A 26225-nucleotide genomic window follows, 5' to 3' on the forward strand; every position below is an offset into this window, starting at 1 on the left:
ATACCGTGGCCGCTTAGCCAAGCCGTCTTACGTTGACGCCAACGCCCGCTCAGCGACCGCTGGGCTCAACTGCTCCCGATCCGCTCCCACGGCCCGTTGCCTCGACCGGTGACGATCACGTCGGCGCCCCGCCAGCAGCGGCATGTATCCGCAGCAGGTGGCGGGCGGGCGTCTCGCGGCCGGTGTGGGAGTCGGGCGCCGCGTGCGCCGCAGGTGCCGGCGGTTCGGCCGCGACGGACCGGCCGGTCGGGCCACCCATGACGCCCAGCGCAGCCGCCGCCACGACGGTACGCAGGACGGCCCGCCACCTCGATCTTCGGCTCCGGAGCACCGACTCCACCGCAGCCGGTGAACGCCTCGCAAAACCCATGAAAATCCTGGTCTCTCGCCGGAAGTTGTTACCTGAACAGCACGGTGACATCCGGGACGGTTCGATCGAGACATCCGACCGGCACTTGACGGCATCCCGTGCCGCCGGCGCTTACCTCAGGCACCAATTCTGCGGCGCTGTCCGATCCTTTAAGGCTGCGCTGAAAGGAATTGCCGCGGCGCGTCGACGGAATTCACGATGCCTGTCGTACACATGTGCACTGCGGACGAAGGGAAGGAATCGTGCCTACCGATCGTCCTGACGTCGAGACGCCAACAGTCGGCGGCCTCGTCCGGCGAACCCTCCTCGGCGCGCTCGGTGCCGGTGTTGGGGCGGCAACCGTCCTGGCCACGCCACAACCCGCACGCGCCGGCGCCGCGACGTCCGACCGTGCCCCGGCTCCACGGACGTTAGCGACAAGGCCGCTGCGGAGCGGAACCGTTCGGCCTGGGTTCGACGCCCAGGTCGTTGCCCTGCGGTCGCCGGCCGGCTCGACGGCACGGTGGCGCTCCGCCGACCGGTCGGGGGCGTGGAGCCGGTGGGCCTCGGTGCCCGGCGGCTGCCCGGCCGGCGCGGGCGACGCCGCGCCCGCGACCGAGCAACTGGCCTTCGTCACCGTACCCAACGCTCCGGCCGTCGACCTCGACCTGCCGACCGGCAGCCGGGCGGTCGTCCTCAACGGCACCGACGGCCCGGCCCTGCGGCCCGCGTCCGCCGAGGTGTCAGAACGCTCCCGGCTGGCGGGGCTGCCCTTCCTGAGCCGTGCCGCCTGGGGCGCCGACGAGTCACTGCGGTTCGACGCCGCCGGCGTGGAAAAGTACCCACCCACGTTCTGGCCGGTGCAGACGTTCACCGTTCACCACACCGCCACCGGCAACGACGATCCTGATCCGGCTGCGCGGATGCGCGCCATATACCGCTACCAGGCGATCGACCTCGGCTACGGCGACTTCGGCTACCACTTCCTCGTCGACGAGGCAGGCCGGGTCTACGAAGGCCGGCGCTCCGGCGGGGACGTGCTGCCCGGTTTCGACCCGGCCGGTTGGATGGTGAACGGCTCGCACGTGGGCGGCTACAACGCGGGGAACGTGGGTGTCGTCCTGCTCGGGACCTTCGTGGCGCGCGAACCGACGGCGGCTGCGCGGCGCAGCCTCACCCTGTTGCTCGCCGCCCTGACCGGTTGGTGCCACGTCGATCCGCTGGCCAGCGTGACCTACGTCAATCCGATAAGCGGCCTCCGCCGCAGCGTACCCGCGATCGCGGGGCATCAGGACTGGGGGCCGACGGAGTGCCCGGGCGGAGTGCTCAGCGGGATACTGGGCGACCTGCGCCAGGAGATCGCGGCCGTGCTGGCCGACCCGCGTCGCTCCGCGTTCGTCGGCTGACGGCGGTGCCAGCGACCGCCGTGCGGCAACGCCAGCGAACCGGAGACGCGCCCGAGGTGACGTTTCGTGGCACGGTACCGAGACAATCACCTCGAAGGTAAACGAAGCGCGAATCGCACCCTGCGGTACGACAGTGGCGCGCTCCGATATTCCAAGGCTAAACTGCCGCGAGCTCACGGCATTTACATGCGTCTTCGGGAGCCTCGTTGCGCATCTATTTTACGGCGGAGGATCTCGGGCGGGTCCGCGTGGCCGCAGCACCCGATCCGATGTGGGAGACGGTCTTCAGCGTGTTCCGCCTCGACCGCCCGGGGCCGGCGGCGACCTTCGGGCGCTGGCGCCGGCGGGCCGTGCCAGCCATGCGACCCGCCGATCTGGAGATGCTCCGGCCCCTGGTGAACGGTGCCTACTATCCGGATTTCCTGACCCCGGCCGAAGGTGGGCTCGGTCTGCCGCACGCGATCGAGGCCCTGCTACGCACTCCGACGGCCCGGCTCCGCGCCGAAATGGAGCAGCTCGCCCGCCTTGGTGGGCCGCTGCCGTCCTGGATGCGGCGCCTCGCCGATGGCGACGGCGAGGTGCTCGGCCGCCTGGCCGGCGCGATGCGGTCACAGTTCGCGGTCGCGGTCGCCCCGTTCTGGGCAGAGGCACGGGCGCACGTGGACGCCGACCGGGCACGGCGGGCGCGGGTGCTGCTGGAGCACGGCGGTGAAGGGCTGCTGAAGAGCTTCCGGCCGATGATGCGCTGGGAGCCGCCGGCGCTCGTGGTCGATGTGCCGTCCACCCAGTCGATCCACCTCAACGGCCGCGGGCTGCTGCTCGTGCCGTCCTACCTGTCCTGGAAGACTCCCGACACGCTACGGGACCCGACCCTCACGCCGGTGCTGGTGTATCCGGTCGAACACGACCTGACCCGGCACCTGGACGCGGCGCGGCCCTCCGGGCCGGGCACCCTCGCCGCCCTCATCGGGCCGACCCGCGCGGACGTGCTGGAGGCCATAGGCGATGGCCGAACCACCTCCGAGCTGGCCAGACGCGTCGGAGTGAGCGCGGCATCGATCAGCCAGCACACCGCCGTGCTGCGCGACGCCCGGCTGATCAGGACCACCCGCATCGGCAAGGCGGTGCTGCACACGATCACCCCACTCGGCGCGGCGATGCTCGACGACCCCCCGCGTCGACGCGCGCCGATCGACGTCGACGCAGGTCCTGCGGCGTAGACTCCGCCCCCGCCGGTCACCGGGCGCGGACGTCCGTCGTTGAACGGTGCCGGCGCCGCCCGGGCGACGGCGGCCCCGGCACCGGAGTGTCGGGCTGATGCCGGTTGAGTGCCTCGATTCACGAAGTGACCGATGACAATGTTTTCTGCGGGCTGACCGGCCCCGAAGCAAGGCGATGATCGCCAAGACCATTGGACGTGGACTGGTCGGCCGGTCACGAAGGCGCTTGTCGTCGTCGCGGAACTGTGACCGTTCCGGTGGCCGCGCCGGCTACGGCACCGAGACCCGGGGCATCGTCTCGAACCTTCACTGGGCTATTGACCTTGCCGTCTGACGCATCCGAGACGCGCCGCGCATACCATTCGCGCTCGGGTTAAAGGTGTGGTCTGCCGCCGGCGTCCAGCCAGAACATGGTCCCTCCATTGTCTGCACTACGCCCGTAATGGACGGAGACCCGTGAAGATAGGAATGTTATTGACGCCTGGCAAGGCGGTGGTGGCCGCCGTGGCCGCCGTTGCGCTGCTTTCCGGCCCGGCACTGTCGGCAGTGGCCCGGGCCGAACCGGCGACGCCCCCGCCATCCGCGCCGGCGGCAACGGCAGCCCCGGCGGGCCCGGCCGGGCCTGCCGATCGCGTCGCACCCGGCGACCGGGACAGGATCCTGCCCAAGGGGTGGCGCGGCTCCGCGGACCGGGTCTGGACGACCTCCGGCGACGCCAACGGCTTCCACATTCTCACCGCCACGGCGGCCACCGGCTACACCTGGGAGACCACGGCCAGCCTCGCCGAGCCGGGCTTCGACGTCGACCTGTGGATCGGCAACGCCTGCGTGACCGGCTCGGGTCGCCGGCTGGTCGTGGTGTACGCACCCCGCACCTTCACCAACAAGGCGGAGCTGTTCGACCGCGGCGGGTTCACCGCGGTCGTCGACCTGAAGACGCGCCAGGTGACCAAGCTGCCGGTGCAGTCGTCGCTCGCCTACTTCAACCCCGGTTGTGGCGCGGGCGAGCAGGCGGTGCTCTCCCAACTCGGCGGTGAGAACCGCGAGGACCCGACGTCCGCCGCGCCGCGGAGCCGGCTGTTCACCGTGGATGCAGCGGCACGCACGCTGTCCAAGCCGATCCTGCTGAACACCGAGTTGAGCTCCCCCGTACCGGTCAAGGACGGCATCGTCGCGGCGGCCGCCGGCGGGCTGGTCTCGGTGGCGAGGACCGGCAAGGTGACCCGGTCCGTCGCGGCGACCGGGGTGCCATTCCGGCTGGCGCCCGACGCAGCCGGCGGCGTCATCTTCATGGACTCCGACGGCCAGCAGACCCGGGTGAAGCGGGCGGTCGGCCGGTCCGTGCGGGAGCTCGCGCGCGGCCACTCGGCCGATGTCGGCCTGGCCCGCGGTGACGGCGGCCGGACCTTCATCACCGGACGGCCGGCGCACATGTCCGCGCTGCCCGCCGCCGTGCGCCGGATCGCCGTTCCCCGCGACAGTGAGCTGTCCACCCGCGGCGAACTGGCGCTCACCCAGGTCAAGGCGGCCGGCACGGGCGACCCGCGAACCCAGGGCGGCGACCCGAGCGTGGCCCGCAACGTCGCTGTCACGGCGACGGTGACCAGGACCGGCAGGTCGCTCACCTTCGAGGTGAGCCCCGAGGTGGTCGGGCCAGAGGCGATCGCCGGCCGAGCCACCCATCCGAAGCTCGGCGCCGCGGCCGCAGCCACCATGCCCCGCTCCCGGATCGCGGCCGATGCCTCGGAAGAACCGGTCGAGGCGGACCGCTACTGCTCGGTGCCGCGCAACGACCCGGCGAACCAGGCCGTGCAGCCGAAGCCGCGCAACGTCGAGTGGGCGGTCGACCAGGCGGTCTTCGGCCGGCTCAATGACGCGGCCTCGCGCCCGGCGAACTGGAAGGGCTACGGCATGCCGGCGTACGAGCCGCAGACGCTGTTCCCGGCGCCACCACTGGCCGGCGGCGGCCGGGTGCCGGCGCAGATCATGCTGGGCATCATCACCCAGGAGTCCAACATGTGGCAGGCGTCGAAGTTCGCGCTGCCCGGCGTGCCGGCGAACCCATTGATGGGCAACTACTACGGGCGCGACATCTACAACGCCACCTCGCTGGACGACTGGGACATCGACTGGACGAAGGCCGACTGCGGCTACGGGCTCACCCAGGCGACCGACGGCATGCGCCTGGCGGGCCACGAGAAGACCGACGCCAACGGCAACAAGGTCGAGGTCTCGCTGCCGTTCCAGACCCAGCGGGCGGTCGCGCTCGACTTCACCGCGAACATCGCGTACGGGTTGAAGATCTTGCAGGAGAAGTGGAACCAGACCTACGCGGCAGGGCTGCGGGTGCACAACGCCGATCCGTCCGCGCTGGAGAACTGGTTCTACGCGGTGTGGGCGTACAACTCGGGCTTCTACCCGAAGAGGAACGACGCCGACCCATGGGGCGTCGGGTGGCTCAACAACCCGATCAACCCCAGGTACGACCCGCTCCGGCACCCGTTCATGACCTCGTACGACGACGCTCGCACACCGCAGAACTGGCCGTACCCGGAGAAGGTGCTCGGCTGGGCCGGCAATCCGATCTCCGCGACCGAGTCGCCGGGCGTCGAGCGGCCCGGCTTCAACTACGCCTGGTGGAACCTGAGCGAGGACAAGCCCAAGGTCAAGCCCCCGCTGAAGACCTTCTGTGACAGCACCAACCAATGCGATCCGTACGCCTCCGTGCAGCCGAACGATCCGGACGTCAGCAGCGAGAAGCCCGGTCCGTGTCTGCACAAGAACACCACGGGCCTGTACGACCTGAGGTGCTGGGCCCACTCCGCAGTCGGGTGGAAGGCGCCGCCGGGAGTCGTCTGCGACACCTGCGGCCACGAGCAGATCCGGTTCGACCCGGGCTACCCGTGGTGCACGACAGCCGGCCAGACGGCCTGCGAGAGCGACGGCATCAGCTACCCGCCGCACTGCCAGGACAGCGGCGGTGACCTCGCCGCCGGTGCCAAGGTGGTCGACAACGTTCCGCTCGGCTCGCCCTCGCCGCGGTCATGCCCCAGACAGCTGCAGAACCAGGGTACGTTCCGGCTCTCCTTCACGGGGGTGGCCAACGGCACCTACCCGTCCAAGATCGATTTCCACCAGGTCGGCGGCGGATACGGCGGCCACTACTGGCGAGCCAGCACCCGGACCCCGGCAGCCCAGGGCGGAAACCTCAAGGTCACTGGCACCTGGCGGCTAAACGACACCGGCACCGGCTGGCGGCGGGTCCAGGTGTTCGTGCCCGAGTTCGGCGCCTGGACGCAACAGGCGAAGTACACGATCGATCTGGGTAACGGCGAAACCCGGTACCGGGTGATCAACCAGACCTGGCAGCAGAACAAGTGGGTCGACCTGGGCACCTTCAACTTCCGGGGCCAGCCCTCGGTCTCGCTTACCACCGTGGCCAAGGACGGCACCGGAGACGACAGCATCATTTTCGACGCGGTGGCGTTCAGCTGGCCCAGCCCGTCGCCACCCGGCGTGCCCGAAGAGGTCGGCGGCATGCCCCGATACGTCGCGCTGGGCGACTCCTACTCGTCGGGCGAGGGCGTGGCGCCGTACGACCGCAACAGCGACCTCAGGCGAACCAACGGCACGAAGGGCTCCAACGTCGACGCCTGCCACCGGTCGACGGCCGGCGCGTACCCCCGCCTGGTGCATGATCCCGGCCGCGACTTCGTCCGGGACTTCCCGAACGACCACTACACCATCGAACAGATGTCGACGAAGTACAGCTGGGGCAGCTTCGGCTTCATCGCCTGCTCGGGCGCGACGACCGCGGCCGTCACCCGCGACGCGGTCAACGTTCCGCCGGCCGCCTCCGACACGGCGGGACACACCGACTGGGGACAGGTGGTCGACCGCTGGGGCGAGCTGACCCAGGTGGAGCAGGGCTGGCTGGACCCGGAGACCACGCACGTGTCGATCTCGATCGGCGGCAACGACGCCCGGTTCTCCGACGTGCTCACCGGGTGCATCGCCACTCTCAACGACTGCTCTGGGCCGAACTACCGGCTGACCCGGTCGAACGGGGTCGTCGATCCCGAACCGCTGCGCGACTACCAGACAAAGATCATTCGGGACTGGCTGCCGGCAAAGCTGAAGGCCACCTACCGGGCGATCCACACTGCCGCCCCGAACGCCCAGATCTTCGTCGTGGGCTACCCGCAGATGTTCCCCAACGAGGAAGGCAACAACGCCTGCTACAACATCAGCTCGCAGGCCCGGCTGTTCCTCAACGCGATGGCTGGTCGGATCTCCATCGCCATCGCGCGGGTCGTCGACGACCTGCGCGCCGAGGGCGTGGACATCCGCTACATCCACACCACGGCAGCGATCAGCGTCGGCAACAGCGGACAGAAGAAGTGGGCGTGCGGTGGCGACGACGGCTACCGGTGGCTGAACGCGGTCACCTCGACGTCCACCGACGGCAGCGGGGAGAAGACGCCGGGCACCGGCACCTTCCACCCGACCGCCCGCGGCCAGCAGGGCTTCGCCGACCTGCTCACCGCGGCCTTCGCGGACGCCCGGCGCCCGCGGGCGGACGACGTGGCGGCGATCAAGAAACGCATCCTCGACTATTCGGCGAAGCGCGCGCCGACCGACGACAAGGGCAGGTGGATCGTCACCGACCAACAGGCGAAACTCGCCGCCGAACGCTGCCTCGACCTGACCCGGCGCGGCGGGATCGTCGGCAACCCCTGCCTGTCCAAACCGATCTTGTTCCCCACCGCCTTCGACGCCCGCGGGGCAGCCCGCAACGACGACGCCGCGATCGACGCCAACCCGCCCTGGGTGCAGCTGCGCTACGTCAACGGCTCGACGGAGAAGCCCAAGGTGCTCAAGTCCCGTAGCTGGTTCATGAACGCACCGTACGGCCAGACCTCCTGCCCGACGACGCGGCCCGAAGACCAGTGCGACGAATATCCGTTCTACACCTCCGAGGAGGGTGGCGCCTGGGACTTCTTCACCGGCGGGGAGAATTCTCCGCTGAGCACCCGGCTGCTAATGATCCCCGCGGCCGAGAACCGGGCGGAGGGCAGCATGGTCGGTGCGATGTACAGCCACCAGGACTGCCGGATGCAGACCGGCACCTACGAACACATCGTCGGTAGCCCCGGCTATCAGAACCAGTTGCTGACCAGCGGCACGGAGTATCTGACCGTACCGCTGACCGACGAGGCGGCGTTCGTGGGCCAGAAAACCATGTACGTCTGCTGAACCGAGGCCCCGGCCGCCGTCAGGTGGCCGGGGCCCATCCCACCGGCTTATCCGCCGCGGGCCTGCGCGACCGTCGCCCGGCATCGGCATCGGCCCTCGCGACTCCGGATCCTCGGCAAGGGCACCGGCAGCCTCGGTCCACCCGAGCCGGGTGACCCCAGAACGACAGGCGGTACGGACGGCCTGAGGACCGGTGTCGGCGACGAGCAAGGTCGCAGGGTCCCAACCGCGCTCCTACGCGTACTCATATCCAGGTTTCCGCTTGCTTCGACCGTCGCCGGCCGTCACGACACCGCCAGCCGCACCTTGAAGGCAAGCCTGAAACGTCTGGCCGGCGCCTGCCGGGGCGTCTCAGGATGGCGTCATACGCGGTGCCGAGGCCCGCACCGTCCCGACCCGAGATGGAGTGCCGAAGATGCGTACCCGAAAGGTTTTCAAAGCCATTGCCGCCTGCCTCGTCGTGTTGGCGACCGTGTTCGCCATGCCCACGCCCGCCAGCGCAGCGGTCAACACGTACATCAGCGTGCTGCCGCAGAACGGCCCCAAGATGGTGCTCGACGTGCTGAACGGCAATGCCGCGAACGGGACCCCGGTCCAGTTGTGGCGACTGAACTACAACACCCAGCAGTACTGGACCATCCACCACGTCGCCTACTACAACGGCTTCGATGTCTACGAGTTCCACAGCAACATCGCCGACAAATGTCTCGACATGGCCACCGACGGTTCCGTGGGCAATGGCACCCGCGTGCAGACTTGGTCGTGCAGCCACGCGTCCAACCAGAGGTGGTACGCGGAGCCCGTCCAGGAGAACGCGAACTGGCGCCCGCTCCACAACATGCGGAACAAGGAGCTGTGCCTCGACGTCCTCAACGCTCAGTACAGCGACGGCGCGAGGCTGCAGGTCTTCACGTGCAACAACAAATGGAACCAGCGCTTCAACGTCTACTGACGAAGCCACTCCATATGAGGTCGGGCCCGAGGCGCATCAGCGGCCTCGGGCCTGTCTCGCTAACGGCACCTCTCTGTGTCAAGGCGTCGGCAGCAGAGGGGTTCCCCGTTCGCTGGTAATAGTCACGGCCCGGGGTCGCTCGTTGGCTGTTGCCATGGCGTGCGGGGCGTAGTTCAGATGCCGGTCGCCGGCGCGCGAAAGGCGGTGGCGTTGGACGTCACCGGATGATCCCCGCCGACGGGGCGTGCCTCGAGCGTCACACCGGGACCTGGGCGAGGTCGCGGCCGGCGGTGGCTCGAACGGCCCGGGGCCAGGTCCATGCGGTGCGCAGGATGAAGGCCAGGAGCAGCAGTTCGAGCCCGATGGAGAAGCCGTAGAAGTAGAGGTAGGCCCAGGACTCGCCGTCCGCGTTGTACGCCGTGACGGGGATGTAGAGCGTTGCCACGACGAGGTTGGTGGCGCGGTTGACACGGGCGGGGAGCGTCGTGGAGAGCAGGATCATGAGGATCGGGACGGCCATGAGTGTGAGCGCGAGGGCGACGAAGGTCGGGCCCGTGTCGAACCCGTGCACGGCGCCGGCCAGGATGTCGTCGATGAAGCCGGGCTTGTACAGGGCGAGGTAGTCGACGTAAATGTAGAGGAACATGAAGCTGGCCCAGGCCGCGGCGAGCTTCGCCTGGACCGGGAGGTGCGCTTCCTGGAGCGCACCGGCCCGTCTGTCGGTTCTGGTCATCACGTCTCCTGTCTGCTGGCGTCAGCCGGGTCGGCTCACTCGATGTCTCCACACTGACCAGCGTCGGCGGGCGTCACATCCGCTTGCGGGCTCGGGCTGTCCTGGCCCCGGGCGCGGGAAACTCGCCGTACTTTCGGCTGATCCGCCCGAGGGGCGGCCCCCTTACGTTCTCGGAAAAGGGGGAAGCATGCTTGCTGGGATCTGGGCTGAGCCTCGCCCCACAGGTGCGCCGGTACGTCTGTGGCGGGACTGGGCGCTGTCCTCGGCTCTTGTCGTGATCTCGGTCGTCGAGATGCTGCTGCGCGACGACAGGGCATGGGCGCCGCTGCTGGTCGGTGTCAGCGTCGTGGTCGCGGCGTGCCTGCTGTATCGACGCACGCGACCGCTGGCCGCGGTAAGCGTTGCCTTCGGAGCCGTTCTCCTCTTCGACATCGCGAGGATCGCGGTCATCGACGCCACCGGTCTGCTGGGCATCGCAGGGCTGCTCGTGTTGCCCTACGCCCTGCTGCGCTGGGGAGCAGGTCGTGAGGCTGCCCTCGGACTCGGCATCATCCTCATCTGGCTACCCGTCACCCTCGTCGCGGAGTCGACCTCACCCGCGGAGAAGGTCGCCGGTTACGGCTTCTTCCTGTGCTCTGCCGCGCTCGGAGCGGCAGTGCGCTACCGCACCAGAAGCCACGAGCGCGACGTCGAGCAGGTCCGGCTCCACCAGCGCAACGAACTCGCCCGCGAGCTGCACGACACGGTCGGCCATCACGTCTCGGCCATCGCCGTCCAGGCACAGGCAGGTCGCGCGCTGGCCGCCGCAGATCCGGAGCGCGCGCTGGCCACCCTGGTCACCATCGAGGAAGAGGCGTCCCGGACGCTCAGGGAGATGCGAGCCCTCGTGGGCGTGCTGCGCGACGGTACGGACGCCGATCTCACCCCTCGGCGAGGAGTGGCGGACATCGAGCGACTCACTCGTCCCGGCGGCGAGGTGCTGGGCGTCCGCGTGCAGGTCTCCGGTGACGCCGAGGCCGTTGAGCCGGCAGTCGGCACCGCCCTCTACCTGATCGCCGCCGAGGCGGTCACCAACGCGACCCGCCACGCCCGCGGCGCCACCGGAGTCACCGTCGACGTCACCGCATCCCGCGACCAGGTGCACCTGCGGGTACGCGATGACGGCGAGGCGACCACGACCAGCTCTTCGCACGCCGGCTACGGGCTGCGCGGCATGGCCGAGCGGGCGAGCCTGCTCGGCGGCACCCTCCGGGCGGGACCTGCCGCGGACGGCGGCTGGAGCGTCGACGCCTCGCTGCCTCGGACAGCGCGCACGTCATGACCATCCGCGTGCTGGTCGCTGACGACCAGGACATCGTCAGGGCAGGGCTCTGCATGATCCTGAACGCCCAACCGGGCATCGCCGTCGTCGGCGACGCCGCCGACGGCCGCCGGGCGATCTCCATGGCCCGTTCGCTGCGTCCCGATGTGTGCCTGCTGGACATCCGCATGCCCGAGGTCGACGGGATCGAAGCCACCCGCCGGCTCGCCGGGGCCGACGTCGCCGATCCTCTGGCCGTCGTCGTCATCACCACCTTCGACCTCGATGAGTACATCTACGGCGCGCTCAAGGCAGGCGCCCGCGGCTTCCTCCTCAAGGACGCCGGCGCCGAGATGCTCACCCAGGCCGTCCATGCCGCGGCCCGCGGCGACGCCCTGATCGCACCGAACATCACCGCGAGGCTCCTGTCCTCCTTCGCGAACAGCCGCCCGCGCTCGGTGCCACCTGAGCCTGTCGAGCCGCTGACCGCTCGCGAAGAACAGGTTCTGCTGGCTGCCGCTCGCGGGCGGACCAACAGCGAGATCGGCGATGAGCTGTCCATCAGCCTCAGCACCGTCAAGACCCACATCGCCGCCCTGATGCGCAAGCTCAACGCCCGCAACCGCGTCGAGATCGTGATGTGGGCCTACGAGACACGCCGCGTCGGCACCTGACCGACGCCCGCAGGCCCGGGTCGCGGAACCAACGCCGACCGCTTCGGTGTGAGCTGTCGGCACCAGTTCGACGGCACCACTCGCCCGGATGCCACGGCCTGCGCCCCGAGCGCAACCGCTTCGTCCGGCTGACCGGCGGCGACGAGAGCAAGTCCGAGGTCGAGGCCGCGCTCTCCCGTCACCGCGCGGATCCAGATCGGCCAGTACGGCCCGCGCCACCTGCGGCAAATTCGCCGCCAATCAAGGTCACGAGCAGCTCGCAGCTGAGCAGCCGCAGCATTTCGCTGCCGCAGGTCGATGTGAACCGTGGCCCGCAGCACCGCCGACCAACCGCCGGCAACCAACAGCCGACGCTGTTGAGCAACTGTTACCCGTCAGTGCAGCAACCGCACCACATAGGAGAGGTGCCGTCGCACCAACGGCAACAGATCCGCCGGGGCCATTGTCGGATAGGAGCTGGCGAGGTCGTCGACGCCCTGCTCGATCCGTTCGAGCATGTCGTTGCTGACATCACTGGCGGCGACTCTCGCCCGCAACTCGCCTGCCTCGACCGGCATGGTCGATCGGCGCATCCACCTGCCGAGCGAGCACTCCCCCGGCGTCAGGGATCCGGTCCAGGTGGCGGGCTGTGTCGACCGTCGGAGCTTTTAGCCCTGCCCTCCAACTTTGTGGAGATGGCTCTTGCTCCGGTGAGCGAGTTGCCCGAGAGACCGAAGCGACAGGCCACGCCGCTCCCGGCTCAAGGGGCCTGGCGAATCAGCCGGCCGCCACCCCATCGACGGTACCTAGACTCTTCACACGTGGATCTCCCATGCTCCTCACTTCTCGGTGAAGTGGCCTTGGACCTACCCCGGTCGACCTCGGACTCGTCACCGGTTCACCCCACTGACGCAGTGTGACGCGCGGGGCGGGGCGTGGGGTTCGGCCCGGCTGACTTTCCGCCCCGGCGCCGTGGGCAGCCGGGGTGGTCGCTTCATCCGTAATCGCATCGACGGCGACAGGTGCGGGCGGCACCTGCGCCGGGATGAAGACCTCGTCCACCTGGTCGAACTTCCAGCGGAACAGCGCTCGCCCGGCGACCGCGTCGAGTAGTGAAGGGCGGGCCGGCCCACAGCCGGTCCCGATGACCTCAGGCCGGCTCGTCCGGGAACCAGCCGGCCCGGCCGAGGGCACCCGGCAGGCTGGCCTTGCCGAGCCGGTCACCGATCCAGGCCGCCGTCTCGATCACCGCACGCGGGTCGAGGCCGGTCTGGTGGCCGGAGCGGTGCAGGGCGTAGACCAGGTCCTCCGTGGCGACGTTGCCGGTGGCCGCCGGGGCGAAGGGGCAGCCACCGATGCCGCCGACGCTCGCGTCGAGCACGCTCACGCCGGCCTCGACAGCAGCCAGAGCGTTGGCGATTGCGGTGTTGCGGGTGTCATGCAGGTGCAGGCGCAGCGGTACGCCCGGCGCGGCCGCGCCGGCTGCGGCCACCAGGTGCCGCACCTGGGCGGGCACTCCCACACCGATGGTGTCGGCCAGAGCGATCTCGTCCGGCTCGCCCTCAGCGAGCCGGGCGACGAGCTCACCGACCGTCGACGGGGCGACGTCGCCCTCGAAAGGGCAGCCGAACGCCGCAGCGACGGTGACGCTGGCCCGACGGCCGGCGGCGTGGGCGGCTGCGGCAATGTCGGACCAGGCCTGGACCATGGTGTCGACCGAGGCGCCCTGGTTTCGCCGGCTGAACGTCTCGGTGGCGACCACGACGCAGTTCACCTCGTCCACCCCGGCGGCGAGGGCACGGTCGAGCCCGCGTCGGTTGAGCACCAGACCGATGTACGATACGTCGCTGCGGCGCGGCACCTCGGCCATGACGGCTTCCGCGTCGGCCATCTGGGGCACCCGGTCGGCGCGGACGAACGACACCGCCTCGACCCGCCGCGCTCCGGCCTCGACGCAGCGCCGGATCAGCTCGATCTTGCTCGCTGTCGGGAGGACCTCGGACTCGTTCTGCAACCCGTCCCGGGGGGACACTTCCACCACGCGCACCATCATCTGTATACAATCTCAGAGCGGCAGGCGGTCGGCAAGGTACCGGTCGCGACATCGCTTCAGACCACGGAGGCACGGGTGACCAATGCCGGGCAGGACGCCTACGAGGCGTTGCGGAGCGCGATCCTGAACGGATCCATCCGCCCGGGGGAGCGGCTGGGCGAGGTGGAGTTGTCCTCGCAGTTCGGGGTGAGTCGGACCCCGATCCGGGAGGCCCTGCGCCGGCTCACCGCCGAGGGCCTGGTCGTCTTCCAGCCCAACCGGGGGGCCCGGGTGGCCGAGTGGTCGCTCAGCGATCTGGAGGACACCTACGAGATCCGGGCCCGGCTGGAGAGCTACGGCGCGGCCCTGGCCGCCCAGCGCATCGACGCCGACTGCCTGCCGAGGCTGAGCCTGCTCTGCGACGAGATGGATCAGCGGGCGCAGCGGATGACCCCGCAGGATCTGGACGACATCGCCGACCTCAACGCCGAACTGCACGGTCTGGTCATCGGCGCTGCCGACAGCCCTCGACTGACCTCCCTGCTCTCGGCGGTGGTGGAGGTCCCGCTCGTGGTTCGGGCGTTCCGTCTCTACACCCCGGAAGCGCTGGCCCGCAGCATGGCCCACCACCGTGACCTGGTGGCAGCCCTCCGCGCCCGCGACGCCGAATGGGCGTCGAGCACGATGCGCGCGCACGTGCTGGCCGCCCGGCGAGTGCTGCTGGACGCCATGTCCGACAACCCGGATCTCTGAGCGCTCGGGGCGCGCCGTTCCGACCGCGGTCCAGCCTCCGGGCCCGGTGGCCCGGAGGCTGGACGGGCCTCCGGGCCCGGTCAGCTCCCGGGTGCGCCCGGCTTGATGCAGGCCACCGCGCGGTCGGCGTCGAAGGGGGTCAGGCGCACCTCGTTTTGTACACACCGGTCCTCGCCGACCGGGCACCGACCGTAGAGGACGCAGCCGCTCACCTTCTCCGTCGGGCTCACCGGGTCGCCGACCAGGCGGGCCGGCGGCAGCTCCTGGTCGGGGTCGACGGGCAGCGCTGCGGCCAGCAGAGCGCGCGTGTAGGGGTGCTGCGGGTCGGCGAACACCCGCTCCGACGGGCCGGTCTCCACCACCCGTCCCCGGTACATGACCGCGATCCGGTCGCTGACGTAGCGAACGGTGTGGATGTCATGGGAGATGAACAGATACCCCATGCCGAGTTCGGTCTGCAGGTCGGCCAGGAGTTGCAGGATCTGGGCGCGGACCGACAGGTCGAGCGAGGAGGTGGGTTCGTCGAGGACGATCAGGGAGGGCTCGGTGACGATGGCCCGCGCGATGCCGACCCGTTGCTGCTGTCCCCCGCTGAGTTCACCGGGAAATCGGCGGGCCATCTCGGGTGCCAGCCCCACCTGCTCGATGACCCTGGCGACCCGGCTCCGGCGGTCGGCCGCCGGGGTCTTCGGCTGGTGGATGGCGAGTGGCTCGCCGACGATGTCGGCCACCCGCATACGCGGGTTCAGCGACTCGAACGGTTCCTGAAAGATGATCTGCGCCTTGGCGCGCAGCTGGCGCAGTCCGGCTGCGGGCAGCGCGAGCATGTCGGTGCCCTGGAAGTGCACCGAGCCCCGGGTCGGCTCGATCAGGCGTAGGGCCAGCCGGCCCAACGTCGACTTGCCCGACCCGCTCTCGCCGATGACGGCCAGTGTCTCGCCGGCGTTCACGGTCAGCGACACGTCGTCGAGGGCGTAGACCGTGGTGGTCCCGCCGACGGAGAACTCCTTGCTGACGTTGGTCAGCTCCAGCAGGCTCACCGAGCGGCCTCCCTCTCCTGCGACAGGTGACACCAGTACGTCCGGCCCGACGCAGAGGTCGTCGGCTCCGGGAACACCTGCCCGCAGGGCTCGAAGGCGTGCGGGCAGCGGGCCTGGAAGGGGCAGCCGGCCGGATAGTCGACGAGATCCGGCAGCCTCCCGGTGAGGTGCACCAACGGATGGCCCGGCCGGGGAACGGCCCGGACCAGCGCCTGCGTGTACGGGTGCTGCGGGCTGGTGAGCACGTCACGGACCGAGCCGTGCTCGATCACCTTGCCGGCATACATCACGACCACCCGGTCGCAGTACTGGGCCACCACGCCGAGGTCGTGGGTGACCAGCAGCATCGAACGGCCGTGCTGCTGGACCAGGCCCCGGATGAGGTCGAGGATCTGCCGTTGCACGGTCAGGTCGAGGCCCGTGGTCGGCTCGTCGGCGATGACGAAGGCCGGGTTGAGCAGCATGGCCATGGCGATGACGACGCGCTGGGCCATCCCGCCGCTGAGCTGGTGGGCGTAACCGTCGAGGACCCGGTCCGGGCCCGCGATGCCGACGTCGGCCAGCGCGTCGCGGGCCCGGTCCCGGGCGATGGCGTCGGAGCGGATGCCGTGCGCAGCGAGGATGTTGGCGAACTGCCGGTGGATGCGCATCACCGGATTCAGCGCGCTGAACGGGTTCTGCGCGATGAAGCCGATCTCGGCGCCGCGCAGCCGGCGCAGTTCGGCCGCACGCAGACCGAGCAGGTCGACCCCGTTGAATCGGGCGGTGCCCTCGACCACCCGCCCCGGGGGACGGACCAGGCCGAGAATCGACCGGATCGTCACCGACTTGCCGCATCCGCTTTCGCCGACCACACCGACGATCTCGGCCCGGTCGACGTGGAAGTCGACGCCGTTGACCGCGTGTACCAGCCCGTCGGGGGTGTCGAAGCGGGTGGTGAGGCCGCTGACCTCCAGCAGGCGGGGCTCCCGGTCCGCGCCCTGGCCGGTGTTGGTGGGGCGGCTCAGCGCCTGGCGGGGGGCGCTCATCGCTGCCTCGCCCGTCCGAAGGAGTCCTGCAGCTCGTCGCTGATGGCGTTGAAGCAGAGCACGGTCAGGAAGATGGCGAGTCCGGGGAAGACCGATACCCACCACTGGCCGGTCGTCATGTTCTGCGCTCCTGTCTGGATCATCGCTCCCCAGCTGGCGTCGGCGGCGTTGATGCCGATGCCGAGGAAGGACAGCGAGGCGATCACCACGATCGAGTGGGCCACCGCCAGCGACGCCTGGGCCAGGATGATGCCGGTCATGTTCGGCAGCACGTGACGGAACATGACCCGCGGCCCGGTCGCGCCGATGGCGTGGGCGGCCTCGACGTAGCGGCTCTCCCGGATGGTCAGCCCTTCGCTGCGGACCAGACGGACGAACCGGGGGACGTTGATGATGGCGATGGCCACCACGACGTTCTCGATGTTGTTGCCCATCAGGGCGACCAGTGCGATGGCGAGGACCAGCAGGGGGAAGGCCTGGAAGACGTCCAGCGCGCGGACCACGCGCTCTCCCCACGGCCCTCGGTGCAGGGCGGCCAGCCCGAGCAGTACGCCGACCACCAGCGAGATCAGCATGCCGGCGAGGGCCAGCGGGATGTCCACTCCGGCCGAGGCCACCAGGCGGCTGAAGACGTCGATGCCGAACTTGTCGGTGCCCATCCAGTGCTCGCCGTCGGGTGCGGCGAGGGTGTCGGGCAGCGGCTCGGCCGGGTCGTAGGGCAGCGGCGCGAGGTAGGCCGCCGCCAGCATGCCGGCGAGGATGCCGCTGGGCACCCACAGGCGCAGGCGGCGACGGCCACGGCGGGGCTTGCGACCCTTCGGCGCGGTGACCGTGGTGGGATCGGCGGCCAAGGTTTCAGTCATAGCGCACCCTCGGATCGAGCACCGCGACCAGGATGTCCAGTGCGGTGAAGGCCAACAGGGTTCCCAGGCCGGCGGCGAGGATGAAGCCCTGCACGGCCGGCATGTCGAGCTGGAGGATGGAGTCGATCGCCCACTCCCCGAAGCCACCCCACGAGAAGATCGTCTCGATGATCGCCGCTCCGCCGAGCAGAGCGGCCAGCAGGATGCCGCCGTAGGTGAGGATCGGGGTGCGGGCCTGACGGAAGGCGTAGGCCAGCACGGTCCGCTCGGGCAGACCGCAGGCCCGGGCGAATTCGACCTGCTTGGACTCCAGGGCGGGCACCAGTGAGGCGTAGGTGCTGCGGGCGAAGTACGCCGAGTAGTAGATGCCCAGGGTCAGCACCGGCAGCATCGAGTGCGCCACCGCCGAACGGAAAACCGTCATGTCACCGGCGATCAGCGAGTCGACCAGCAGTGCCCCGGTCACCGCTGGCGGCGGCTCGTCCATCAGACCGAGCCGGCCGACCGGGGCGGGAGCCCACCCGGCGAGATAGAAGCAGAGGTAGATCAACAGGAGGGCGAGGAAGAAGTCGGGGATCGACTGGAAGGTGGTGACCACAAATCGGGAGCCCCGGTCGGCCAGCCTGCCCTTGTGGTACGCGCCCAGGGTGCCCAGGCCCACACCGAGCGCCGCGGCCACGATGAGCGAGAGGATCACCAACTCCAGGGTGGCCGGGGCGAAGCGCAGGATCTCCGACAGGATCGGCCGGTCGGTGTAGTACGACGATCCGAGGTCGCCGCGGACCAGGCCGCCGAGGTAGTCGACGAACCGCTCCCACAGTGGCCGGTCCAGACCGAGGCGTCGCTCGATCTCGGCCAGTTCCTCCGGGCCGGCGGCCGGCCCGGCGATGACCCCGACCGGGTTGCCCGGCAACGCGTTGACCAGGAGGAAGGCCAGCACGACGACCGAGAGCAGCCCCACGGGCAGGAAGAGCACCCGCCGTCGGGCGTAGCCGAGGACCCGCATCACAAACCTCCCGGTCCGAGCAGCGCCGTGGCTTCGTCCAGAGCCAGCACTTCGGCGTACTTGGCACCGAGGTCGAACAGGGCGGCCTGGTGCGGTCGCGGGTCGCGGTCCAGGCATGCCTCGGCGACGACGAGGGGGACGAAGCCGTGCTGCAGGGCGTCCACCGCGCTGGCCCGGACACAGCCGCTGGTCGACGCGCCGCCGATGACGAGGGCGTCCACCCCCAGGACACGCAGGGTGCTGGCCAGGCTGGTGCCGAAGAAGGCGCTGGCGTACTGCTTGGTCACCACCGTCTCGCCGGGCGCCGGGGCCAGGCTCGGCGGGGCGTCGGCGAACGCGCTGCCGTGTTCGAAGACCCGCAGGGCGGGCACCTTGCGGGCGAAGAGGCCACCGTCTGCCCCGCCCGGGCTCAGTTCCACCCGGGTGTGGATCACCGGCACGCCGTGGCGGCGCGCGGTGTCGAGCAGTGTGGCGCAGGCCCGCAGGGCCGGTGGGTCGGTGTCGCCGGCGTAGAGCGGTGAGGCCGGGTCGAGGTAGGCCCGGACGAGGTCGACCAGGAGCAGTGCTCGACGTGATCCGCGACCCAGGTCCCCGCCGAAGCCGGCCCTGCGGTAGTCGCCCTGGAGGTCATCCACCGTGTCCACCCCTAGATGACGCCGCTGGTTCGCAGCGCGTCGATCTCGGCGGACTCCAACCCGACGATGTCGGTGAGCACCTCGTCGGTGTGTTCCCCGAGCCGCGGCCCGGCCCACTTGATCCGCCCCGGGGTCGCCGACAGTCTCGGTACGACGTTCTGCATGGGGAACTCGCCGAACTCGGGGTGGGCGACCCGGACGATGGCTTCCCGGGCGGCGAAGTGCTCGTCCTCCAGCATCTCCGGGGCGCGGTAGACCCGGCCGACCGGGACGTCGTGCTTGACCATCGTGGCCATCAGGTGCTCGGTGTCGTGCTGCGCCGACCAGGTCGCGATGATGGCGTCCAGTTCGACCTGGTGGCGGCCCCGGGCGGAGTGCGTGGCGAAGCGCTCGTCGGTGCCGAGTTCGGCCATGTCCATGGCTGCGGCCAGCCGCCGGAAGACGGTGTCCTGGTTGGCCGCGATGAGCACCAGCCCGTCGTCGCGTGTGGGATAGACGTTGGAGGGGGCGATGTTGGGCAGGATGGCACCGGTGCGTTCGCGCACGTGACCGGCCAGGGCGTACTCCGGCAGCAGCGACTCCATCATCGCCAGCACCGCCTCGTAGATCGCCGAGTCGACCATCTGGCCCCGGCCGGTGCGGTCGCGGACCCGCAGCGCGAGCAGGGCCCCCAGAGCGGCGAAGGTGCCGGCCAGGGAGTCGCCGAGGCTGATGCCGACCCGGCTGGGCGGCGTCTGCGGGTCGCCGACGACGTAGCGCAGGCCACCCATGGCCTCGCCGACGGAGCCGTAGCCGGGGCGGGCGGAGTAGGGACCGTTCTGACCGAAGCCGGAGACCTGGACCATGACCAGCCCGGGATTGGTTTCGGACATCTGCTCGTAGCCCAGGCCCCAGCGCTGCATGGTGCCGGGCCGGAAGTTCTCCACCACCACGTCGCACTGGGCGATCAGCCGCTGGGCCACCGATTGGCCCTCGGGGGTGCGCAGGTCCACGGTGATGGACTTCTTGTTGCGCGCCACGATCGGCCACCACAGCGACTTGCCGTACGGCTTCTCCCGGCCCCACTCGCGCATCGGGTCGCCCTGGCGCGGGGGTTCGCACTTGATGACCTCGGCGCCGAAGTCGGCCAGGAGTTGGCTGCAGAACGGCCCCGCGAGCAGGGAGCCGAACTCGACCACGCGTACGCCGTGCAGCGGTCCCTCATGGTGCAGATCGCTAGACATGAACACCTCTCATAGCAGCCACTCAGTGGTCGTTGTATACAACAGGGAGTCGGGACTCGCTGTCAACAGCAGTTTGGGCCGATCAGCCGCGCGCCAGCGCGCCCACATTCCCACGTTTCTGCATACAGAAGCGGCCCGGGCGGCCCCGACGCCTGTCACGCCCGTGCGCCCAGCCGACGGCCGAGCAGCCGCCCGAACGCCAGCGCCGGCGTCACCGCCATCCCCCCGCAGAACGCCGCGCCACTGGTGGCCCCCATGCCGATGGCCTCGCCGACGGCGTACAGCCCGGGCACTATTGCGCCACCGGGCCGCCGGACCCGCAATTCGGTGTCCACGTCCAGTCCGCCGAAGCTGCACAGCAGCGCGGCCACCGAGCGAAGCGCGTAGTAGGGCGGCCGGACCAGGGGATGCGCGGGAGCCCGGCGGCCCAGCGGGTCCACCCCTTGCCGCACCGCGAGGTTGTAGGACCGCACGGTGTCGACCAGCCCTTGCGCGTCGATGCCCGCCCGGCGGGCCAGTCCAGGAAGGTCGTCGGCGACCCAGGCCACGTCCCCCCGCTGCGCCTCGACCCGGAACCGCTCGTGCCCCCAGGCCGGTACCAGAGGCGGCCCCGCCGCCAGGGCTTCGGAGTCGCAGACGATCCAGAACTCGCCCCCCGGCTGCTCCTGCACGGCCCGCTCGTGTCCGGTGACGTCGTCGAGGTCCTCGGCGACGAACCGTTGCCCGGCCGCGTTGACCCAGATCTCCCGGGGCGGGCGCTCGACCGGTGCGAGGTGCGCCAACTCCGACCAGAAGTCCACCCGCCCCGGCTGGGAGCGGCGTTCGAGCAGGCCGAGCCGGGGCGTGTGCAGATCAGCGAAGCGGACCTCGGCCCCCAGGGGCCTGGCCATCTCGATCGCGGCGCCGGTGGAGGTCGGCACCGCGTTGGTCACCAGCCGAGGGCCGCCCGGGGTCAGCGCGCGGAACAGCTCCGGGTTGGCGCCGTACCCGCCGCAGGCCAGCACCGTGACCCCGGCGCGGACCTCGCGGGGGCCCTCGGGGGTGTCCAGGAGCGCGCCGGTGACCGTGCCTGCGGCGCTGGTCAGCCGGGTGGCCCGCGAGCGCAGCCGCAGGGCGACCCGGCCCGCGGCCACCTGCTTGTCCAGCAGTGGACGCAGCGTCTCTCGGATCGACCGACCGTGCCCGATCCCCCAGTAGGTCCGCGGCCGGGAGTACGGGGAGTGCCCGTGGTAGACCACAGGTGTGCCCGGGGCGAACGGGAAACCATGCTCGTCGAGCCAGTCCACGACGCCGGCCGCCTCGTCGACCGCCAGCCGGATCAGCGCCGGGTCGCCGCGGTGATGACCGATGCGCAGCACGTCGGCGTAGTGCCGGTCCGGGTCGTCGTCGATACCCGCCTGGCGCTGCCGGCGGGTGCCCGCGGCGCTCATGTGCCCGGCCGAGACACTCAGCGTGCCACCGATGTCGGTGCCCCCGTCGACCAGCTCGACGCGGAGCCCGGCCCGCGCCGCCTCGATCGCGCAGGGCAGGCCGGCGGTGCCGGCCCCGATCACCAGCAGGTCGACCTCGCCGCTCATCGCGCGCTTGCCCGGTCGGATCCCAGCCGGCCCGTGGTGACGAAGGACGACAGCACCGCGGCGAACTCCTCGGGCACCCGCCAGGGCAACTGGCCGGTGGTGTCGGTCAGCCGCACGGCGACGGCGTCCGGACGGATTGCCTGCGCCAACGCGTCGCCGTCGGCCAACATGTCCCGGGCGGCGGTCAGCAGCAGCACCGGGCAGGGCAGGGCGCGCAGCGGCTCGGTCGGGTCGTAGGCGAACGCGGCCCGGTACGCCCAGTTGTACCGTTCGAAGACCGAGGCGATGTTGGCCACCGCGAGGTTCACCAACTCCGGAGGCCCCTCCCAGATGTCGAGGTAGCGGGCCCAGAGATCCTGCAGGTGCCGGCCGGCCGGGTCGATCGGCTTGTCCGGCGCCCAGGAGGCGCCGAGGCGCTCCCGCTCGGCCTGGTCCAGCACCAGCCCCGACAGGATGGCGTGAGTGACCCGGTCCGGCCCGGCGAGTTGGGCGACCGCCAGGGCCAGCGAGGCTCCGGTGTGCTGTCCGGCGACGGCGAACTCGGTGATACCGAGGGCGTCGACGGCGTCGAGCAGCAGGCGCGCGTAGCCGGGGATCTCCAGTGGGTCGCGGGGCGGGTCGGACAGCCCGTACCCGGGGGTGTCGAAGGCGAAGGCGCGCAGTGTGCGGCCAAGGGCGGGCAGGGCCGGGGCGAAGACATTCGATGCCTGCGGCGACTCGTGGAACAGCACCAGGGCAGGCCCGCCGGTGCCGGCGGTGCGGTAGTGGATCTGCCCGCCGGGCGGGCCGACGTATCCGCGCATGTCACTTTCCTCGGGCTCGGGGGGCGGGGGGTTCGGGTGGTGGCTCGTACGGCCCGGCGGCGGGCGGACGCCGTTTCGGGGCGGTCGAGCGCGCGGCGCGCCGGGTGGGGCTCCCGCCGGCCTTTTCGGCCGATCGGCGGGCGGGCACGGCGGGCGGCGCCGTGGCGGGTCCGGGCTCCAACTCGGCCCCGGCCGCGGCGGACGGTGGAGCGGTGGCCGGTGGCTTCGGCGCCCCGCCTGTCCGGGGCTCACGCAGCAGGTCCGTCGGCACGGTCGGTCGACCGATCACGGTCGTCACGACAGTCCCGCCGATCGCAGCCACGGCCTGCCGGGCGCTCTCCACCGCGGACGTGACCGAGGCCATGTCGCCGACGAGGGAGACCGTGACAATTCCATCGCCGATGCGTTGCACGCCGATCAGCCGTACCTCGGCCGCCTTGCCCATCACGTCGACGGCGACGATCGAGGCGGTCAGCCCTTGTGTCTCGACCATGCCGAGCGCACCCGCATCCCACAGATCCACGTCAGTCCTTCACGTAGTTGAGCCACGCCTCGGTCTCCAGCCGGTCGACGATCGCGACGATGCTGGAGTCCACGGGCGCCTGACCGGGTTGCCGCAGCGCCAGCCGCGCGGCGCCACCCGTGGCGACCAGGACGACCTCTCCCCTGCCGGCGCCGACGGTGTCGACGGCGACGTAGGGCTCTCCGGCGGGCGCATCGCCCAGCGGCGCGACGACGAGCAGCTTGGCCCCGGTCAGCGCCTCCGACTTGACGGTGCTGACCACCGAGCCGATCACGCGGGCGACACGCATGCCGACACCACCTCGTTTCTCTAGCGTCGGTGCGACCAGGGCTTCGTCTCGAACGCTCGACGGACCGCGTCGCGCGCCGCCTCCACCTCCGAGTGCAGTCCGGAGATCCACAACCTGCCGAACTGGCCCACGCCCCGGACGTCGATGATCTTCACACTGGCGGACTTCTCCACCTCGTTGCCGACAGCGGAGATGTAGGCGGCGGGCTGACACTCGACCACCAGCATCGACTCGCCGGCCACCAGCAGGGAGCCCTTGCGGGAACGGTTGACCAGCTGCGCCTGGTAGGCGTCGATGTTGGAGACGACCTTCGCCGAGACCAGCTCCGCCGGCTGCGCGTCGGCCTCGGTGATCCCGAGCAGGTCCAGGATGGTCTGACCGGCCTGGCGCACCGCGTCCTGCGACATCGAGTGCAACTCGGTCATGCCGTACTGCCGCTCGACGACCTGAGAGCCGGGGCGCACCCCGGTGGCCTTGACGGCGGCGTCGACCAGGGCGTACACGTCGCTGCCCGGGGAGATCTCCAGGTAGAGCTCGGACATCCCCTCGACCACCGGGTCACCCGACATCACGCTGCCGAGCAGGGCGGCCATCTGCGGTTGGAGTCGGTCGACGAACGCGAAGGTACGCAACTCGACGTCGTTGTGGGCCATGTCAGCGCCGGCCCACGAGCAGCGCGAGGGTGCCGCTGCTGCGCCGCTCACCGCTCTGCAGCACCCGGCCGGTGGGGGTGGAGACCTCCTCGACGCACTCCCGCTTGCAGGACAGTTCGGTGCAGTCGCCGGTGAATCCGGCGTCCCGGGCGGCCTGGACCAGGTCCATGTCCCGCATCGGGCCCCAGAACGGCTCGTTGTTGTTCCAGGTGTCCCAGTCGATGAGGAACTGCACCAGCGGGTCCAACCCGGCGTAGCCCGGGAAATCCGCGTGGATCATCATCCCGCCCGGGGCGAGCAGCCGGTGGCATTCCCGCAGGACGGCGCGGACCGCCTCCGGTGGCATCTCGTGCAGCAGGATGTGCGAGACGACCAGGTCGAAGTGCCCCGACGGGAAGCCCGTGTCCTCGCCGTTGCGCTGCGCGAAGTGCACCTTGCGGCCCAGGGACTCCGCCCGGCCGTGGGCGTAGCGCAACAGAGCGGCACCGACGTCGATGCCGTGCACCTCCGCCTCGGGATAGGCGTCGACGTAGGGCAGCGTGGAGTTGCCGACTCCGCAGCCGATCTCCAGGATCCGCCTGGGGCGGAAGTCCTTGTGCACGGTCTTGAGGTAGTTGTTCACCACCGACTGGCCGTAGTCGTCGTTGAGCTCGCCCATCTGGCCCATGGCGTAGACGTAGACGCCGCGGTCGTAGAGCGCCCCGGCGGTGACGTCGCCGGGGACGTACTCGCCCCGGTAGCCGCCGGGCATGGCGTGGATGTCGATGCCCCAGAAATACCAGGGCAGGACGAAGTCGGGATCCAGCTCCAGCGAGCCGAGGGTACGGCCGGTCCGTTCCGCCCTGGCCCGCAGGTCGTCCAGTTGCCGGCCGATGCTGTCGGCCACCACGTTCCAGAGCAGGTCCTGGCTCGCCCGCCGCACCGAGCTCCAGAGCTGGTAGTACGGCTCGGGCTCCATCGCCCGGCGGACCGTCTCCCGGTCCCGGGGCGGGACGCCCATCTCCTGCTGGTACCTGGGCAGGACGCGGTGCGCGTACAGCTCCCGTACCCCCGGGGTCACCTCGGTGGAGATGTGCGACTTCAGGGCCCGGACGAACGTCTCCCGGGCCAGTTCGTCGTGGTTCTCCGTCGGCAACAGGCCGTGTCGCTGCTGCTGTTTCACTTGTCCTCCCCCACCTGTGCGAAGGCCCGCCGGATGACCTCCCGGTAGGACTCCGGGGTCTCCTCCCGCACGATCTCCTCACGCCACTCGTAGAAGACCCGCAGCACCCGGGCGACGAACGCCGCCGCCTCGGCGTCTCTGGTCTCGGCGTCCTCGGCGGAGAGCGTGAAGCCGTCCACCGCGCCCCCCTCCACAACCCGCCGGTCGGCCAGCAGTTGTTCCAGGGTCATCACCCGCTCACGCAGCACCCACACCTCCGAGGTGAGGGTCACCATCGTCGAGACCAGGGCCTCCATACCCGGCTCAGCGAAGAACTGAGGGCGGGCGCCCTTGGCCTTCTTGGGCAGCAACTGTCCGGGCAGCGGTTGGGCCTGCTCGGGGCTGCCCACCCCGGGCCCGCCGTAGGCGCCGAGCGCCCGCAGCGTCTCGGTGGCGACAGTGGAGGCGTCCGCGTCGGGGTTGGCCGACACGACCGCGGCGGCGATGGTACGGATGGTCCGCTCCGCCTCCTCCGCGGCCTCGCAGCCACACGAGCAGCCGTCGGCGTCGTCGCAGCCGCCCTGGGGCTCGCCCCCGCCGGGGCCGGCCCCGGCGGGGGCGGCCGGCGCCGGTGCCGCCGACCCGCGCCGGACGTCGATGCCCAGCCCTTGGGCGATGTCCTGGGCGTGCGGGGAGATCAGGTCGCCCGGGCCCAGCAGGACTTCGCGCGGTCCGTCCGACCGGGCGATGTCTTCGATATCGACTGCAGTCCACACCCGACTCATGTCTC

Annotated in this window: 22 protein-coding genes and 1 pseudogene; 7 read left to right on the top strand and 16 right to left on the bottom strand. The window is 70.6% G+C overall.

All coding sequences use genetic code 11. From position 1 onward, the window contains the following. Positions 1-918 precede the first annotated feature (918 nt). The 4 genes from KBX43_RS17900 (at position 919) to KBX43_RS17915 (ending at position 9183) form a co-directional block, all read left to right on the top strand. Positions 919-1755, top strand: a complete 837-nt coding sequence (locus KBX43_RS17900; RefSeq protein ID WP_209960855.1) for an N-acetylmuramoyl-L-alanine amidase — start codon at positions 919-921, stop codon at positions 1753-1755. 248 nt (positions 1756-2003) lie between these two features. Then, positions 2004-2975: a helix-turn-helix transcriptional regulator gene (locus KBX43_RS17905; RefSeq protein ID WP_280841843.1), complete on the top strand. Its 972-nt coding sequence runs from the start codon at positions 2004-2006 to the stop codon at positions 2973-2975. Between the two features lie 474 nt (positions 2976-3449). Further along, positions 3450-8231, top strand: coding sequence for a GDSL-type esterase/lipase family protein (locus KBX43_RS17910; protein WP_210885680.1), 4782 nt, complete (start codon positions 3450-3452; stop codon positions 8229-8231). A 415-nt stretch (positions 8232-8646) separates the two neighbouring features. Continuing rightward, positions 8647-9183, top strand: coding sequence for an RICIN domain-containing protein (locus KBX43_RS17915; protein ID WP_209960850.1), 537 nt, complete (start codon positions 8647-8649; stop codon positions 9181-9183). A gap of 256 nt (positions 9184-9439) precedes the next feature. Here the strand turns inward: KBX43_RS17915 and KBX43_RS17920 are convergent, their stop codons facing one another. Next, complete coding sequence (locus KBX43_RS17920) at positions 9440-9916, bottom strand: DUF6326 family protein (RefSeq protein WP_209960849.1); 477 nt, start codon at positions 9914-9916, stop codon at positions 9440-9442. A 274-nt stretch (positions 9917-10190) separates the two neighbouring features. Here KBX43_RS17920 and KBX43_RS17925 point away from each other — a divergent pair, with 274 nt between their 5' ends. Together KBX43_RS17925 and KBX43_RS17930 are read left to right on the top strand one after the other, a co-directional pair. Next, complete coding sequence (locus KBX43_RS17925; RefSeq protein ID WP_307851549.1) at positions 10191-11237, top strand: histidine kinase; 1047 nt, start codon at positions 10191-10193, stop codon at positions 11235-11237. After that, a complete protein-coding gene (locus KBX43_RS17930; protein WP_209960845.1) occupies positions 11234-11890 on the top strand; it encodes a response regulator transcription factor in 657 nt (218 codons plus the stop codon). Before KBX43_RS17925 ends, KBX43_RS17930 begins: the two co-directional genes overlap by 4 nt. 56 nt (positions 11891-11946) lie before the next feature. On the opposite strand, the pseudogene KBX43_RS17935 reads toward KBX43_RS17930, so the two are convergent. Further along, positions 11947-12666, bottom strand: a pseudogene (locus KBX43_RS17935) (hypothetical protein); the annotation flags it as partial. Between the two features lie 353 nt (positions 12667-13019). Further along, complete coding sequence (locus tag KBX43_RS17940) at positions 13020-13919, bottom strand: hydroxymethylglutaryl-CoA lyase (protein WP_245255153.1); 900 nt, start codon at positions 13917-13919, stop codon at positions 13020-13022. 78 nt (positions 13920-13997) lie between these two features. Between KBX43_RS17940 and KBX43_RS17945 the strand changes: the two genes are divergently transcribed. Beyond that, complete coding sequence (locus KBX43_RS17945) at positions 13998-14654, top strand: GntR family transcriptional regulator (protein ID WP_043325395.1); 657 nt, start codon at positions 13998-14000, stop codon at positions 14652-14654. An 80-nt stretch (positions 14655-14734) separates the two neighbouring features. On the opposite strand, the gene KBX43_RS17950 is transcribed toward KBX43_RS17945, so the two are convergent. The 13 genes from KBX43_RS17950 to KBX43_RS18010 form a co-directional block, all read right to left on the bottom strand. After that, positions 14735-15694 carry an ABC transporter ATP-binding protein gene (locus KBX43_RS17950; RefSeq protein WP_209960843.1) on the bottom strand — a complete coding sequence of 320 codons (960 nt, stop codon included), beginning with the start codon at positions 15692-15694 and terminating at the stop codon, positions 14735-14737. Continuing rightward, positions 15691-16722, bottom strand: a complete 1032-nt coding sequence (locus KBX43_RS17955; protein ID WP_104114752.1) for an ABC transporter ATP-binding protein — start codon at positions 16720-16722, stop codon at positions 15691-15693. Before KBX43_RS17955 ends, KBX43_RS17950 begins: the two co-directional genes overlap by 4 nt. Then, positions 16719-17585, bottom strand: coding sequence for an ABC transporter permease (locus KBX43_RS17960; protein WP_073827217.1), 867 nt, complete (start codon positions 17583-17585; stop codon positions 16719-16721). Before KBX43_RS17960 ends, KBX43_RS17955 begins: the two co-directional genes overlap by 4 nt. Continuing rightward, positions 17578-18591: an ABC transporter permease gene (locus tag KBX43_RS17965; protein ID WP_210885683.1), complete on the bottom strand. Its 1014-nt coding sequence runs from the start codon at positions 18589-18591 to the stop codon at positions 17578-17580. The genes KBX43_RS17960 and KBX43_RS17965 overlap by 8 nt, the downstream gene beginning before the upstream one ends. After that, entirely contained in the window at positions 18591-19226 is a 636-nt protein-coding gene (locus KBX43_RS17970) for an isochorismatase family protein (protein ID WP_210885695.1), read from the bottom strand. Before KBX43_RS17970 ends, KBX43_RS17965 begins: the two co-directional genes overlap by 1 nt. Positions 19227-19237: 11 nt before the next feature. After that, entirely contained in the window at positions 19238-20449 is a 1212-nt protein-coding gene (locus tag KBX43_RS17975; protein WP_043330443.1) for a CaiB/BaiF CoA-transferase family protein, read from the bottom strand. A 155-nt stretch (positions 20450-20604) separates the two neighbouring features. Next, on the bottom strand, positions 20605-22026 hold the full coding sequence (locus KBX43_RS17980) for an FAD-dependent oxidoreductase (protein WP_073827215.1): 1422 nt from the start codon (positions 22024-22026) through the stop codon (positions 20605-20607). Continuing rightward, positions 22023-22829 carry an alpha/beta fold hydrolase gene (locus KBX43_RS17985; protein WP_210885697.1) on the bottom strand — a complete coding sequence of 269 codons (807 nt, stop codon included), beginning with the start codon at positions 22827-22829 and terminating at the stop codon, positions 22023-22025. The genes KBX43_RS17980 and KBX43_RS17985 overlap by 4 nt, the downstream gene beginning before the upstream one ends. A 1-nt stretch (position 22830) precedes the next feature. Then, positions 22831-23352, bottom strand: a complete 522-nt coding sequence (locus KBX43_RS31600; RefSeq protein WP_307851550.1) for a BMC domain-containing protein — start codon at positions 23350-23352, stop codon at positions 22831-22833. 1 nt (position 23353) lies between these two features. Beyond that, positions 23354-23641 (bottom strand): EutN/CcmL family microcompartment protein, encoded by a 288-nt coding sequence (locus tag KBX43_RS17995; protein ID WP_043325403.1) that lies wholly within the window; start codon positions 23639-23641, stop codon positions 23354-23356. A gap of 20 nt (positions 23642-23661) precedes the next feature. Continuing rightward, complete coding sequence (locus KBX43_RS18000) at positions 23662-24294, bottom strand: hypothetical protein (protein WP_043325405.1); 633 nt, start codon at positions 24292-24294, stop codon at positions 23662-23664. A gap of 1 nt (position 24295) precedes the next feature. Continuing rightward, positions 24296-25456 (bottom strand): class I SAM-dependent methyltransferase, encoded by a 1161-nt coding sequence (locus KBX43_RS32105; RefSeq protein WP_051611136.1) that lies wholly within the window; start codon positions 25454-25456, stop codon positions 24296-24298. After that, the gene (locus KBX43_RS18010) at positions 25453-26220 is read right to left on the bottom strand and encodes a hypothetical protein (RefSeq protein ID WP_051611138.1); all 768 of its coding nucleotides are present in this window, start codon (positions 26218-26220) and stop codon (positions 25453-25455) included. The genes KBX43_RS32105 and KBX43_RS18010 overlap by 4 nt, the downstream gene beginning before the upstream one ends. Positions 26221-26225: the final 5 nt, after the last annotated feature.

It is taken from the genome of Micromonospora sp. C41, from assembly GCF_018070485.1.
Lineage (GTDB): Bacteria > Actinomycetota > Actinomycetes > Mycobacteriales > Micromonosporaceae > Micromonospora > Micromonospora chalcea.

Coding starts and splice junctions, on each gene's coding strand:
- KBX43_RS17915 (WP_209960850.1), top strand. CDS start 8,647: ATGCGTACCCGAAAGGTTTTCAAAGCCATTGCCGCCTGCCTCGTCGTG.
- KBX43_RS17920 (WP_209960849.1), bottom strand. CDS start 9,916: ATGACCAGAACCGACAGACGGGCCGGTGCGCTCCAGGAAGCGCACCTC.
- KBX43_RS17930 (WP_209960845.1), top strand. CDS start 11,234: ATGACCATCCGCGTGCTGGTCGCTGACGACCAGGACATCGTCAGGGCA.
- KBX43_RS17940 (WP_245255153.1), bottom strand. CDS start 13,919: ATGGTGCGCGTGGTGGAAGTGTCCCCCCGGGACGGGTTGCAGAACGAG.
- KBX43_RS17955 (WP_104114752.1), bottom strand. CDS start 16,722: ATGAGCGCCCCCCGCCAGGCGCTGAGCCGCCCCACCAACACCGGCCAG.
- KBX43_RS17960 (WP_073827217.1), bottom strand. CDS start 17,585: ATGACTGAAACCTTGGCCGCCGATCCCACCACGGTCACCGCGCCGAAG.
- KBX43_RS17965 (WP_210885683.1), bottom strand. CDS start 18,591: ATGCGGGTCCTCGGCTACGCCCGACGGCGGGTGCTCTTCCTGCCCGTG.
- KBX43_RS17975 (WP_043330443.1), bottom strand. CDS start 20,449: ATGTCTAGCGATCTGCACCATGAGGGACCGCTGCACGGCGTACGCGTG.
- KBX43_RS17980 (WP_073827215.1), bottom strand. CDS start 22,026: ATGAGCGGCGAGGTCGACCTGCTGGTGATCGGGGCCGGCACCGCCGGC.
- KBX43_RS17985 (WP_210885697.1), bottom strand. CDS start 22,829: ATGCGCGGATACGTCGGCCCGCCCGGCGGGCAGATCCACTACCGCACC.
- KBX43_RS17995 (WP_043325403.1), bottom strand. CDS start 23,641: ATGCGTGTCGCCCGCGTGATCGGCTCGGTGGTCAGCACCGTCAAGTCG.
- KBX43_RS18000 (WP_043325405.1), bottom strand. CDS start 24,294: ATGGCCCACAACGACGTCGAGTTGCGTACCTTCGCGTTCGTCGACCGA.
- KBX43_RS18010 (WP_051611138.1), bottom strand. CDS start 26,220: ATGAGTCGGGTGTGGACTGCAGTCGATATCGAAGACATCGCCCGGTCG.